The organism is Salinisphaera sp. RV14 (genome assembly GCF_052044135.1).
Taxonomy (GTDB): Bacteria; Pseudomonadota; Gammaproteobacteria; order Nevskiales; family Salinisphaeraceae; genus Salinisphaera.
Genome location: NZ_JBQDYF010000015.1, coordinates 1 through 12,746, shown reverse-complemented (window position 1 = coordinate 12,746; position 12,746 = coordinate 1). Strand labels below are relative to the sequence as shown.

The 12,746-nt window shown below is 66.6% G+C and carries 11 protein-coding genes; 6 read left to right on the top strand and 5 right to left on the bottom strand.

What is annotated here, in order from left to right:
- Positions 1-299 precede the first annotated feature (299 nt).
- On the top strand, positions 300-1,748 hold the full coding sequence (locus ACS8Y6_RS13875) for a hypothetical protein (protein WP_440855789.1): 1,449 nt from the start codon (positions 300-302) through the stop codon (positions 1,746-1,748).
- A gap of 51 nt (positions 1,749-1,799) precedes the next feature.
- Here ACS8Y6_RS13875 and rsmA read toward each other — a convergent pair whose 3' ends face one another.
- From rsmA to ACS8Y6_RS13855, 4 genes are read right to left on the bottom strand one after another with little or no spacing between them, the layout of a single operon-like run.
- The gene (rsmA, locus tag ACS8Y6_RS13870; protein WP_440851619.1) at positions 1,800-2,585 is read right to left on the bottom strand and encodes a 16S rRNA (adenine(1518)-N(6)/adenine(1519)-N(6))-dimethyltransferase RsmA; all 786 of its coding nucleotides are present in this window, start codon (positions 2,583-2,585) and stop codon (positions 1,800-1,802) included.
- Positions 2,575-3,576 (bottom strand): 4-hydroxythreonine-4-phosphate dehydrogenase PdxA, encoded by a 1,002-nt coding sequence (gene pdxA / locus ACS8Y6_RS13865; RefSeq protein WP_440855788.1) that lies wholly within the window; start codon positions 3,574-3,576, stop codon positions 2,575-2,577. Before pdxA ends, rsmA begins: the two co-directional genes overlap by 11 nt.
- A 6-nt stretch (positions 3,577-3,582) precedes the next feature.
- Positions 3,583-5,004 carry a peptidylprolyl isomerase gene (locus tag ACS8Y6_RS13860; protein ID WP_440851617.1) on the bottom strand — a complete coding sequence of 474 codons (1,422 nt, stop codon included), beginning with the start codon at positions 5,002-5,004 and terminating at the stop codon, positions 3,583-3,585.
- A 29-nt stretch (positions 5,005-5,033) separates the two neighbouring features.
- The gene (locus tag ACS8Y6_RS13855) at positions 5,034-7,370 is read right to left on the bottom strand and encodes an LPS-assembly protein LptD (RefSeq protein WP_440855787.1); all 2,337 of its coding nucleotides are present in this window, start codon (positions 7,368-7,370) and stop codon (positions 5,034-5,036) included.
- Between the two features lie 158 nt (positions 7,371-7,528).
- Between ACS8Y6_RS13855 and ACS8Y6_RS13850 the strand changes: the two genes are divergently transcribed.
- The 4 genes from ACS8Y6_RS13850 (at position 7,529) to ACS8Y6_RS13835 (ending at position 10,865) form a co-directional block, all read left to right on the top strand.
- Positions 7,529-8,506 carry an aminoglycoside phosphotransferase family protein gene (locus tag ACS8Y6_RS13850; RefSeq protein ID WP_440855786.1) on the top strand — a complete coding sequence of 326 codons (978 nt, stop codon included), beginning with the start codon at positions 7,529-7,531 and terminating at the stop codon, positions 8,504-8,506.
- Positions 8,503-9,168 carry an N-acetylmuramate alpha-1-phosphate uridylyltransferase MurU gene (gene murU, locus ACS8Y6_RS13845; RefSeq protein ID WP_440851614.1) on the top strand — a complete coding sequence of 222 codons (666 nt, stop codon included), beginning with the start codon at positions 8,503-8,505 and terminating at the stop codon, positions 9,166-9,168. The genes ACS8Y6_RS13850 and murU overlap by 4 nt, the downstream gene beginning before the upstream one ends.
- Positions 9,169-9,279: 111 nt before the next feature.
- Positions 9,280-9,903: a hypothetical protein gene (locus tag ACS8Y6_RS13840; protein WP_440851613.1), complete on the top strand. Its 624-nt coding sequence runs from the start codon at positions 9,280-9,282 to the stop codon at positions 9,901-9,903.
- Positions 9,900-10,865, top strand: coding sequence for an OmpA family protein (locus ACS8Y6_RS13835; protein ID WP_440855785.1), 966 nt, complete (start codon positions 9,900-9,902; stop codon positions 10,863-10,865). Before ACS8Y6_RS13840 ends, ACS8Y6_RS13835 begins: the two co-directional genes overlap by 4 nt.
- Before the next feature lie 141 nt (positions 10,866-11,006).
- Here ACS8Y6_RS13835 and lexA read toward each other — a convergent pair whose 3' ends face one another.
- A complete protein-coding gene (gene lexA / locus ACS8Y6_RS13830; protein ID WP_440855784.1) occupies positions 11,007-11,639 on the bottom strand; it encodes a transcriptional repressor LexA in 633 nt (210 codons plus the stop codon).
- Positions 11,640-11,791: 152 nt separating this feature from the next.
- Between lexA and ACS8Y6_RS13825 the strand changes: the two genes are divergently transcribed.
- Positions 11,792-12,322, top strand: coding sequence for a hypothetical protein (locus tag ACS8Y6_RS13825; RefSeq protein ID WP_440855783.1), 531 nt, complete (start codon positions 11,792-11,794; stop codon positions 12,320-12,322).
- Positions 12,323-12,746 lie beyond the last annotated feature (424 nt).

The following is a 12,746-nucleotide window of genomic DNA, read 5'->3' as shown; positions in this document are numbered from 1 at the left end:
GGTTGCCGTAACCGCCTGCGACTGCGAGTATTATTATCAGGGGGCACAGCGTGGCGAGATCGATTGCCGAAACGCGCGACCGCCGGCGCGTCGAGCGCCGGCCGAGCGCGGATCGCGCCGCGTCGCAAGGGATCGATAAGCGACATGAAGGCAGACTCCGTAACACGCGACCGACGTGCGTCCGCGCCCGCGCTCTTGGACGGCCCGGGACAGGGCGAAACCACACCGCGATCGAAAAGCCGTCAGTTTGCCATGCCCGCTCGCCGGTGTTTGCCATATATCGGAGGGTCCGCGTTTAGATGAACACGGCCCGGAGTACGAACAACCGTCGGTGGGGCGGGTTGATCGTGGCGGTGCTCGGTGTGATCGGTGCGATCTATCTCGGTATCGGCGCGCGCAACGCGGCACTCGACGGCGCCATCCGGCAGGCCACGACCGAACTCGCGCCGACTCTGGGCGCCCGGGCCAACGGCAGTCCCCAGGCCGTCGTCCACCGTCTGGTCACCACCGACGCCTCGGACATGGCCTTTCTCACGGTACGCGACCGCGCGCACCGGCTCGTCGCCTCCGATGGCGCGTGGTCGCACTGGTTCGCAGGCTGGGCTTCACAGGCAACGGTGCGGGCCTGGCGTGCCTGGCTGTATCGCACGCTGTGCGCGGATACGTATCGATCGGTACTCGACGGCGCACAACTGCACGCGGGTGTGCCGTGGTGGCGGGTGGCGGTCATCGCCGGGCCGCCATTCTGGGCGACGTTGCTGCTGTCGGCTCTGGGCCTGGTGCTGTTCGAGCGCGAGCGCCGTGCGCACAGGCAGGCGCCGCCCCGCCTCGCCGCCAAGGGGCCGGGGCCGGCATCGGCTTGGCGCGAATGGCTGCGTCGCGCGCTGCCGGCGCGGCGCAGCGAGCCGCCGCGCCCGGCGACCGGGGCGAGCCCGGCGCCCGGGTTTGAGCCGATCGGTGCCCGGGGGCGGACGCCGCCGCCGGCCCCCAGGCCGACGCCGGCGCCGTCCCGGAATGACGACAAGCCCGCGCCGGAGTCGCCGCCCGCGGCCGTTGACGAGCCGGAGCAGGTTGTAGCGCCCGCGGCCCGGGCCGGCGCCGAGTCGGCCGAGCGTACGCCGCCGGCGCCCCACACATCGTCGGCATTCGGCCCGTACCTGCTTCGTTTTCAACCGGTCTGGCGCGGCGCCATGGATGGTCTGCTCGCCGGGGCGGCGGTGCGCCTCGTGCCCGCCGACAACGCCGATGCCCGGCCGCGCACGCTCGGAGAGGTGGTGGCCGAGGGCCCGGACGAACCCGAGGCATGCCGGACATGCGTACAGTGGTTGATGCGGCGGCTGATCACCCTGCAGGCGAACTGGCGCACCCTCGAACTGCCGCGTGTGCCGGTGGTGATTCTGCTTCCGGAGATACTGCTCGGGTTCGAGGGGGCCGGGCAGATCTGGGCCGAGGCGTTATCGCGATACGAGCCGGCCGCGGGTGATCTGGTGTTCTGTGTCGAGCGCCTGCCCGCGGCGGGCGAGACGACGCTGCCCGTGCGCTGGGCGGTCGCCGAGCAGCGCACGCGTGACGGCCAGCTCTGGTATCGCCTGATGTCCGGCGAAGACGATCAATCGTCGGCGGGCGCGGTTGCCGACGGGACGCGCTTTGTCCTGCCTGACGACGGCGCGATGGACAGCGCACATCAACCGCTGTCGCCGCGCGCTTTCGGGCGCCTGATGAGCCGTTCGGAGCTGGCCCCGCTATAGGGTATGCATGCTCATGACCTCCCGGCCCGCCGCGCTGGGGCGACCTCGGTCTCAGCCGGCGTCGGTCGCCCGGGCGGCGGCGTTGGCCAGGCGGGCGAAGTCGGCCGCCGCCAACCGTTCCGCGCGCTCGCCGGGCTCGACATCGCAGGCGGCGATGGCCTCGGCGTCGAGAAACCGCTTGAGGGCATTGCGCAGCGTCTTGCGGCGTTGTCCGAATGCCGCGGTCACGATGCGATCGAACATGCGCGTATCGTCGATGACGAAGTCCGGCGGTCGCGGGACCAGGCGAACCACCGAGGACATCACCCTGGGCGGCGGACGAAACGCGCCCGGTCCGACGTCGAACAGCAGGCTTGCCTCGGCGCGTGCCGCGATGGCCACCGAAAGACGGCCGTAATCGTGGCTTCCCGGCACCGCTACCATGCGATCCACGACTTCCTTTTGCAGCATGAAGTGCATGTCGGTGATCTCGGCGCCGCTTGTCAGCAGGGCGAACAGCAGGGGCGACGAGATGTTGTAGGGCAGGTTGCCGACCAGCCGCAACGGCCCCGCGCGGCGCTTGGCGAGCGCGCCGTAGTCGATGCCGAGCGCGTCGCCGGCGATCACTTCCAGCCCCTTGCGCCGGGCCGCGCGGTCCGCCCAGCGGGCGATCAGGTCGCGATCGATCTCGATCACGGACAGCTGATCCAGCCGCTCCAGCAACGGTTCGGTCAGCGCGCCTTCGCCGGGGCCGATCTCGACCACGCAGTCGTCGGCATTGGCGTTGATGGCGGCGAGAATGCGATCGATCACCCCGCGTTCATGCAGGAAATGCTGGCCGAAGCGTTTACGCGCCATGATCGCTCGCCACCATGTGTGCTGCGATCTTCAGCGCCGCCTCGAGGCTGCCGGTGTCCACGCGGTCGGTGCCGGCGAGTTCCAGCGCCGTGCCGTGGTCGACCGAGGTGCGCACGATCGGCAGGCCCAGGCTCACATTGACGGTGCGCGAGAAACCGAGATGCTTGATCACCGGCAGACCCTGGTCGTGGTACATGGTCAATACGACATCGGCCTGGGCCAACTGGTCCCGGGTGAACAGTGTATCCGCGGGGAGCGGGCCCACGGCGTCGATGCCGCGGCTGCGGGCCGCCTCGATCGCCGGCGCGATGATGTCGATTTCCTCGCGGCCGAGATAGCCGTTCTCGCCGGCATGCGGGTTGAGCCCGGCGACCCGTATGCGCGGCCGGGCCATGCCGAAACGTTGGCCCAGCCCGGCGTGAAGCGTGTCCAGGGTATGCGCGAGATCGGCGCCGTTAATGGCACCGGGCACGGCCGAAAGCGGGATGTGGACCGTGGCCAGGGCAACGCGCAGGCTGCCGTCGTCGGTAGTCAGCATCATCACCGGCGCCGCGCTGTGGCAACGCGCGGCAAGATAGCCGGTATGCCCGGTGAAGGCGAAGCCGGCCTGATTGATCACCGCCTTGTGCACCGGGCCCGTGACCAGCGCGTCGGCTGCGCCGTCGCGACACAGCGCCACCGCGCGGTCGAGTGTGGCGAGCACGTACGGCACATTGTCCGGATCGAGCCGCCCGGCCTCGGCCGGGCGCGCCAGATCAAGCGGGTCCACGGTCAGTTCGCCGGCCCGTTGCGGCGATGGCGCCGCCGTATAGTCCACCGGCTTGATTTGCAACGCCAGGCCCAGTTGATCGGCGCGCTGACGCAGCAGCTCGGGGTCGGCAACCGCCACGATTTCGGCGGCGTGGCTGCGCTGGGCGATGCGTACCGCCAGATCGGGGCCGACGCCGGCGGGTTCGCCGGGCGTCAGCAAAACACGAGACAGGCGCGCCACCGGCGGTTACGAGCCGGGGGTGCCGGGGGTGGGCTGGTAGTTCGGCATCCGGATATCGACGTAGGCCTCGTCGCGCAGCTTGCGCAGCCACAACTGGCCCTTCTCGCGGGCGCGCTTGCGCCCGAGCGCCTCGCGCGCCTTGTTGCGCTTGGCTTCCTGCGTTTCGTCGCGCTGGCGACGGGCGATCAGCTTGATGATTTCGTAGCCGTCGTGGGTCTGGAAGATATGGCTGATCTCGCCCTTGTGGAGTTTCTCGATGTGTCGTCGGGTATCGGGAGACAAGCGGTTGAGCGGGATCCAGCCCACATCGCCGCCCTGGCGAGCGGTGCTGGTGTCGTCGGAATACTTGCGGGCGAGTGCGGCGAAGTCGGCGCCGGCAAGCAGGCGCTGGCGAATCTGCTGGGCCAGCTTGCGGGTCCGCGCATCGCTGCGGATCTCGTTGGGTTTCAGGATGATGTGGCGGATATGCGCCTCAGTCACCATGACCTTCTTCTGATGGGTGTCGGACGCGTTGTTCTTGCCGCCACGCTCGTTTTCGAGCTTGAGTAGATACAGACCGTCCGGTCCGCGGAATACCGGGCTGACCTGGCCGGGTTTCAGGCCGGCCAGCGCGCTGTCGAAACTGTCCGGCAACCTGGCGCCCGAAACCCAGCCCATATCGCCGCCGTTGGCCGCATTCGGGCCCTGCGAGACCGAACGCGCGGCATCGGCGAAGCTCGTCTTGCCCGATGTGATCTGCTTGCGGAGGGTGGTCAGCCGGTCGCGAACCACGCCCGCGGCGGTGGAATCCGAACCGCCGGTCACGTCCAGTTTGATCTGGCGCAGATGGTACTGGTGGTTGCGCGAAAAGCGCAGGGACTGGTTCTGCAGATAGCGGTCGACGTCCTGATCGGATACCGACACCTTGCCCATGACCTCCTTCTGGCGAACCTTGGAGATCTTGATCTCTTCACGCACGTGCTGGCGCAGATCGGCCATGCTCATGCCGCTCTGTTGGACCGCCTGGGTGAACTGCTGCAGATTCATGTTGTTGCGCTGGGCGATTCGCGACAGCCCCTGTTGCAGCTCGGCCTTGGAGACCTTGATGCCATCCTGATTGGCTTTCTGGATCTGCAGCTGGCGCATGATGAGTTGATCAAGCACCTGGGAGCGCAGCACGTTGCGCGGCATCTGGCCGATCTGGGCAGCGTTCTGCTGCTTGACCTGGGCGACCGCGGCATCCAGCTCGCTCTCGAGGATGACGTCGTTGTTGACCACGGCGACGATCTTGTCCAGCGACTGCGGTTTCTGGTTCTGGCTCGACATCCCGCCGAGCGAGAAGCTGTCGAGCCCGCCGCCTGCCCCCAGTTGCTGGGCGCTGGCGAGCGGTAGCGCGAGGACGAAGATGAGCCACCCGATGGCCGGGCGTAGTAGGGAGGGATATTTCATGGCGAACGGATCGTATCAAAGGTGCCGGTCTAGCGCGTTTGCGGCGTGGCGCTGAACATGTCGTGCTGTACGAACGACGACACGCTCTTGCCGAAGCGGCCGAGGCCGCGCAGCACGAACTGAAACATGATGGTGTTGTTCTGGCGGCTGTTGTAGTCCACATAGCGGCGCCACGCCAACCGTACCGCGTAACAGCAGGACGGGCGATATTCCAGTCCTGCCAGGGTCTCGATGTTTTGATGACGCTTCAACGAATAGTTCCATCGGCCGATCACATCGAGCCCCGAGCCCAGCGGTGCGCGAATGCCGATGGCCGCCTGCGATAGGCTCTCGAACTGCCCGGGTAAGAGCGTGGTCGCGTAAACGCGGCTGCCGTGACGATCATAGGACAGGCGTGTGACGTTGCGTGACGGACGGTAGTTGCGATAGTAGCGATAGCCGAGATCGAGTTGATAGCTGCCGCTATGGCCGATCGTGGCGGTCGCGATGGCGCGATCGATTTTCGCCGCATGCGCGTCGTAGCTGAGGGTGGCCCGCGTGGTGAACAGGTCCGACGGCGAGAACATGCCGCCGACGACATAATCGGAGCCGTGCTTGTTATAGCCGGTGGTCCCGCTGTCGGGCAGTCCTACCCGCAGCTTGCGAAAACTGGTGACCCGGCCGAGATCAAAGCGGGCCACGGTGCGCCCCGTATTCGGCGACACCAGATGCGAACTCACCCCGATGGTGATCTGGTTGGCATCGCCGATGCGGTCGATGCCGGTGTAGCGATTGTCCGCGAACAACTGATCGTAGTTGAGCGTGGCACTGCCCGAATCGAAGATCGGGATATCCGACTGGTTCTGATAGCCGACCAGCAGATACTGCATACGGGGATCGAGGGTCTGGATCCAGCCGTTGTCAAGCGTGCGCGAAAAGCGCAGGCCGGCATCGGCCTTGAAACTGGGAATTTCGCGGTTGATGGTATTTGGGATGGACTGGCCGTAGCCGTCGCTGGCCGCGTACTGCAGATTGCTTAGATCGTAGTGCGTGAGCCGGTAGGCCGCTTCGCTGTTGGCGAACCAGCCGCCATGATCCACGCCCCAGATCAGGCGTGGGCGCAGGTCGATACGGTAGGCGTCAATGCTTTGGTCGCGGCGGAAGTTGGTGAACTGGGCGTGGAGACCGGCCTGAAACGGCGCCGTGGGGGTCAGTAAATCGAGCGTGGCCTCGGGCATGCGCCGGTACGGACGAGGGTCGAAGCGCCCACCGAGGCCATGAAAATTGTCGTACAGAGTCTGAAAGCTCTGTGCCAGCAAGGAGAATTTAACCCCGGGCTGGACCGCCGTGAGCTCGAGGCTGCGATCGAGCTGATACCTGGATGTATCCTCGAGGGTGTTCGACAGGTCCCGGAAATAGTAGCGATCGGACACCCGGTTGTACTTGGCCTGGATGCCGATATGCGGGGTGATCTGGCCGGTATGCTCGAAGTGTTCGAGATCCCGTTCCGCGCCGTATGTGCTGTCGTAGGGCAACACCTGACCATCGAATTCGCCTGTCTGGTGCGGGGTCACATAGCGGAACTGGGCGCCGAGCTGAAAGCCGCGCGTGCTCATCACGCGTGGCGTCAACGTCGCGTCGTAGTTGGGTGCCAGATTGATGTAGTACGGCGTGGCCAGCTCGAAGCCGGTACGGCTGGAGCTGCCGAACGTCGGCGCCAGGAAGCCCGTATGGCGTTGATTGTTGATCGGGAAATTCAGGTACGGCGTGTACAACACCGGCACGCCGTAAATCTTCATGATGGCGTTATGGGCTACCCCGCGCCCGCTCCGGCGATCGATGTCAATACGTGGGGCCCACAGCAGCCAGGCCTTGGTCGGGCCGGGGCAGGTACTGTAGTCGGCGTCGTGTAGCCGGTAGCGGTTATCGCCGAGCGAGTTGACCCGGGCGGCCGTGCCGCGTGCGCCCGAGTCGAGCACCGAATAATGCGTCCCCTCGAATTCGCCGGTACGCCGGTCGGTGTTGATTCTGCCCTTGTCGGCGGTCAGATAAAGCCCCGAGAGCAGATACTTCAGGCCGCCATGCGCGGTCGCTTCCGACGTCTTGCGGTTGTAGCGGATGTAGGGGGCTTCCAGCGTCTGCCCGTTGCGTTCAAGATACACATGGCCCTGGGCGGTGGCGATGTCATGGGCCATGCTGGCCTGATCGGCCACGAGTGTGGATGCATTCCCCTTAGCCGGTAGACTCAGCGGGGGCGGGGCGACCGGGCAGCTCCGCGTATTCGAGCCGGCGGCCGCCAGTGCCGCCGGGGTATAGATCAACGCGCCGGACAGCGCCCAGCCCAGCACCCCGGCGCGTGTCGCGCAATGCAATTTGAAATGAATCACGGCGGGATGTCACACCAATTAGTACCGGCACGTGCCGAAACGCCATCGAGCGCCCGGCGGGCCGGCCGAAATCATTGTATTCGCAAGCGATGCCCCTTCGGCCTGCGATTATGCGCACCGCGGCGCGCCCCCGCAACGCAGACCGGGACAGCGCGCGCATGAATTCGGCCGTGGATCGACGCTACGATCAGCTCGTGGCATGGCTCGTCGCACGCATCGGCGCGCCGTTGGCATGGGAAGCCGTATCGGCCGATGCCAGCCGTCGGCGTTATTTCCGCGCCCGACGGGGTGACCGGAGCTGGATCGCCGTGGATGCGCCACCGGAATACGAGAACGTGGCCGCCTTTGTGGCCGTGGCCCGCCTGCTGCACGAGGCGGGACTCAACGCGCCGCAGGTGCTTCATCATGACGCGGCGCTCGGGTTCATGTGCCTGAGCGACCTCGGCGATCAGACCTATCTGTCGGTGCTCGACGACGACAATGCCGATGCCCTGTTCGGCGCCGCCGTCGGCGCGTTGCTCGACTGGCAGGGGGCCAGCCGGCCCGGTGTGCTGCCCGACTACGACCGGGCCACATTCGCGCGCGAGATGGCGCTGTTCAAGCAGTGGTACATCGCCGGCGAACTGGGCCACGCGCTGAGCGCCCGTGACGACCGGGCAATCGACGGCGCCTTCGATTTCATCCTTGATCGACTGGCGGCCCAAGCCCCGGTCTATGTCCATCGCGACTACATGCCGCGCAACCTGATGGCCTGCCAGCCCCTGCCCGGCGTGATCGATTTCCAGGATGCGCGCTACGGCCCGGCCGCCTATGACGTCGCCAGCCTGTTCCGCGATGCGTTCGTCAGTTGGCCGGCCGCGCGTGTCGACGGCTGGATCCGGCACTACTGGGACGGCGCGATCGGGCGCGGCCTGCCGGTGGCCGCGGACTGGGCGCGCTTTCGTGAAGACATTGCCCTGACCGGCGCTCAGCGCCATCTCAAGATCCTCGGCCTGTTCGTGCGCATTGCCCGGCGTGATGGCAAGCCACGCTACGCTGACGACCTGGACCGGTTCCGCGATTATCTGCGTCCCGTGGTCGCCGGCTTCGACGAGCTGGCGCCGCTGGGCCCGTTCATTGAAGCGAGAGTGCGATGAAAGCCATGATTCTGGCCGCCGGCCGCGGCGAACGGCTCCGACCGTTGACCGATCGCGTGCCCAAGCCGCTGATCGACGTCGGCGGCCAGCCCTTGATCGGCCATCATCTGCGCGCGCTCGCCGCGGCGGGGTTCGGCGAGGTGGTCATTAATGTCGCGTATCGCGCCGCACAGATCCGACATGCGCTGGGTGACGGGCGCCGCTATGGCTTACGCATCACCTACAGCCTCGAGCAGCCCGGGGCGCTGGATACCGGCGGCGGCATCGCCAATGCACTGCCGCTGCTCGGACCGGCACCGTTTCTCGTGATCAGCTCGGATGTATTCAGCGACATCGACTACGGCGCGTTGGCGGCGCAACGCGCGGGCGCCGAGGCGCACCTGGTGCTGGTGGATAATCCGGTACACCATGCCCGTGGCGATTTCGGCCTGCGTGGCGAGCACGTGGTCGATGCGGCGCCGCGACTGACCTACGCCGGGGTCGGCGTCTTCGCGCCCCGCTGGTTCGGTGGACGCAGTGAGACGCGTTTTCCGCTATCGACCGTGCTTCGCGACGCGATCGACGCTGATCGTGCCAGCGGTGAGCATCATCGCGGGCGCTGGATCGATGTCGGCCGGCCGAGTGCGCTGGCCGCCGCGCGCCAGGGTTTGAGTGCTGCCTGAGCGCGGCGCATGCCGGCACGTTTTTAGTATCTGGCCGCCGCGCTGCTAGAATCGCGCCCTCGAATGTCCGTGGCTCGAGGCCACGTGCCGAACCGAACAGGGAGATCCCGAATGTCGGCCAGTCATCATCGGTGGTTCCGCCACCTGATTGCGGGTGCTGCGATCGCGGCATCGGCCGCGGGCGCCGGCTGTGCGAGCCAGCGTGCCGTACAACCCCATATGCCCGATCAGAGCGTGCTGGACCCGGCCACGCAGGCGTTGCACAAGGCGGTATCCGTGCATGCCGATCAATTCGCGCCGCGCATTGTGGACAGTGCACGGCGACGCATTACGGTCGCCCGCGACATCCTGTTCAAGGCGGCCGAGAACGATCGTTCGCTGACGCCGGCCGAACACGATCGTATCCAGACACTGGTCCAGCAGGCGCGCCTCGACGCGCGCGCGGCGCTGGTCAAGACCCAGGCCGGCGCGGTCCAGAACCAGATCAGTCAGTTGCAGGGCAACAGCAGCAGCGACAATAACAACGGCAACGGCGGCAGTAGCGACAACAACGGCTACAACGGCAACGGCAGTAGCAGCGAAAACAACGTCTACAACAACGGCAGCAATGGTGCGCCGGGCCCCGGTCGAATCGGCGGCAGCGACACGACGGGCCGCCAGCAGCCGGCGCGCCCGGGCACGCCGCTCGGCCAGGGCGGTATGCCGGGCCACGGGATGCTGGGGGGAATGCGATGAAGCGTCTGATCGTAATGGGTGGGCTGACTGCGGTTTTGCCGCTGTTCGCCGGTTGTGCGGTGTTCGAATCCAGCCCGGTGCCGCCGTCGCCCTCACTGACCGGCGTCAAGGCTCAGAATGCCGCCTGGCATGACGCCATTCATCGCAGCCCCCACGCCGGCACGCCGACCTTCGGGCCCCTGTCCGATGCTGAAAGCGCGGTCCAGCGTGCCGAGGCCCAGCCGCAGGTCAAACAGTTCGATAGCCAGTCGCTGACCCGGGCGCAAACGTCATTGACGCAGGCCAAGAACGATTGGCAGGCCATCGCGAACAAGAAAAAGCGCAGCGATGATGCTCTGGCCAAGGTGGCCAATGAAGCGCACCGGGCGCAGCGTCTGGCCCAGATCGCGCAATACACGGCGCAGCGCGAAATCGGGTTGAAGCAACTCCATCAGTTGCAGGCGCAGCAACACCAGCAGCAGCGCGCGGCAGCGTCTTCGGGCCGCCTCGCCAGCGTCAGCACCCAGGATATCGTTGGCAAACGCGTGGTTCCGGACATGCTGGGCAGCCTGCATTTCCAGAGCGGTACCGCCCGCCTGACCCAGGCGTCGCATCCGGTTATCGGCCGGCTTGCCAAGCTCGCCAAGGCACATCCGAAACTCGGTGTGGCGATCTTCGGCTTTACTGACAACAGCGAGCCGCCCGCCGGTCGGCTGCAGGCGTTCGTCAATTCCAACCCGAAGCTGAAGCAACAGCACCCGAGCCATAAGCAGCAGGTTCAGGCTTACCATCAAGGCCTGTCCGATGCCCGTGCGCGCGATGTTGCCCAGCTGCTGGTGCAGGCGGGTGTCGACCCGCATCGGATCGGCGCACGGGGCATGGGCGCGACCCATCCGGTGGCGTCGAACGATACGGCCTCGGGCCGCCAGAAGAACGAGCGTGCCGAGGCCGTGATGGTGCCGCTCAAGCACAAGGGGAGCTGATCGCGGCGACGCAGCCGCAGAGGCGGCGAAGGCGTCGCCTCTGTTCACATGGCTGTCGACCTGCCGGCGGCCGGCGTTGCGATCAGGCCTACCGCTGCGGCCGCCATGTGTCGACGGCGACGAGCGGTCCGGGGGCGGGGATTAGACCGAGCGGACGATGCCGACGGCAAGCCCTTCGAGAGCGAAGCCATCGCGCTCGGGGTCGATCTGGATATCGGCGTACGCCGGGTTCTCTGCCTGCAGGCGGACATGGTTGCCGTCGCGCTGGAAGCGCTTCACCGTGACTTCGTCGTCGATCCGGAATACGCCGATCTGGCCGTTGCGGATCTCGCCGCCGGTTTTCACCCCGAGCAGATCGCCGTCCAGAATCCCGACGCCAATCATGCTGTCGCCGCGCACGGTCAACAGGTAATCCGCCGGCGCCGAGAACAGGCCGCGCGAGATACTCACGCGGCGCTCCACGTTTTCCACGGCGAGCATGGGCGCCCCCGCAGCCACCCGGCCGATGACCGCGAGGGTATCGCTGCTTTCGGCCGGCTCGTCGTCGGCGGTCTCGTTGGCGGTCGCCACCAGGCGAATTCCGCGGCTGCGGCGTGAGCCGAGTTCGATCACACCCTTGCGCGCCAGGGTCTGCAAATGTGCCTGCGCGGCATTGGCCGACGCGAAGCCGAGCGCGTCGGCAATCTCCGCCCGTGTGGGCGGGGCGCCGGTGCGCTTGAGGGTGGCTCGAATGAAATCGAACACACGTTGCTGCTTGGGTGTGAGCTTTGTCATGCTGTAAATATATCCAGCAACGAGGTGTGCGTAAAGCGTCCCCCTCCATTGACTGCGGCAGAACCGGCCCCTAGATTCATTGATGTTGCGCTGCAACATGCGTGGAACGACTCAATCGGGCTGTACGCCCACAGATCGCCGGAGGGCCGATCATGATCATCCAGGACATCGCATCGAATTTGCATCAGCGTGTTGAACGGGCCGGCCAGGCTTATCGCGGCGTCCGGCGGGCCTGGCGCGATACCCAGCGCGAGGCCATGGCCGTCGTCACACACAACAGTCGCTCGGTCGCCAATACTGAAATCGGCGCGGCCAAGAATATCTATACCTCCGCCCAGGCGGCGTTTCGGCGCGCCCGGCGGGACGGCCTGCGCAAGGTCGCGCAAAGACCCGGGCGCTATGTGCCGGCCGGACGCAAGCAGATGGTCGCGGCCTATCGCGCCACGCTGAAGCTTCTTGGCCGAACCCGCTCGGAACTGACCGAGATCGCCAGCGGCGGCTATCAGCAGATCACCGCGCAATTGGCCGGCTCGGCGGACGCGATCGTGGCGGCGCCGTCGATCGAGCCGGGCAAACGGTCCCCCGGGGCCGCACGCAAGCGCCCGGCGAAGCGTTCCGCCGCGACGGATGCCGGAGCGGCCAAGTCCGGGCGTAAGCCGACGTCGCCGCCGACCGCGACCTGAGCGGGCAACGGTACCGTCCCGTGAACGGCCGGCGGGCTCGTGAAATGGACCCGCCGGTGACTGCAGCGCCTGGCCCCCGACACAGGCCGGGGTCGCGTGCGCTTGCCGATATCAACCGGACTTCGACTCGACCGCAGGCGCTCAGCTCGCGGGCAGATCCTTGTCGCGTTCGATCATCGCGTAAGCTGAATGATTGTGGCTGGATGAGAAGTCGGTTGTCTCGGCAACTTGAGCAGGGCTCCCGCGGCGAGTGCCGCGGGATGCGTTTGCCGATGTCAACCGGACTTCGAATCGACCGGAGGCAGTCAGCTTGCGGGCAGGTCCTTATCCCGCTCGACCATCGCATAGGCGGAATGGGTTGTGGATTGTTGAGAAGTCGGCCGACTCAGCGACGTCAGAGCAGGGTTCCCGCAGCGCAAGCTGC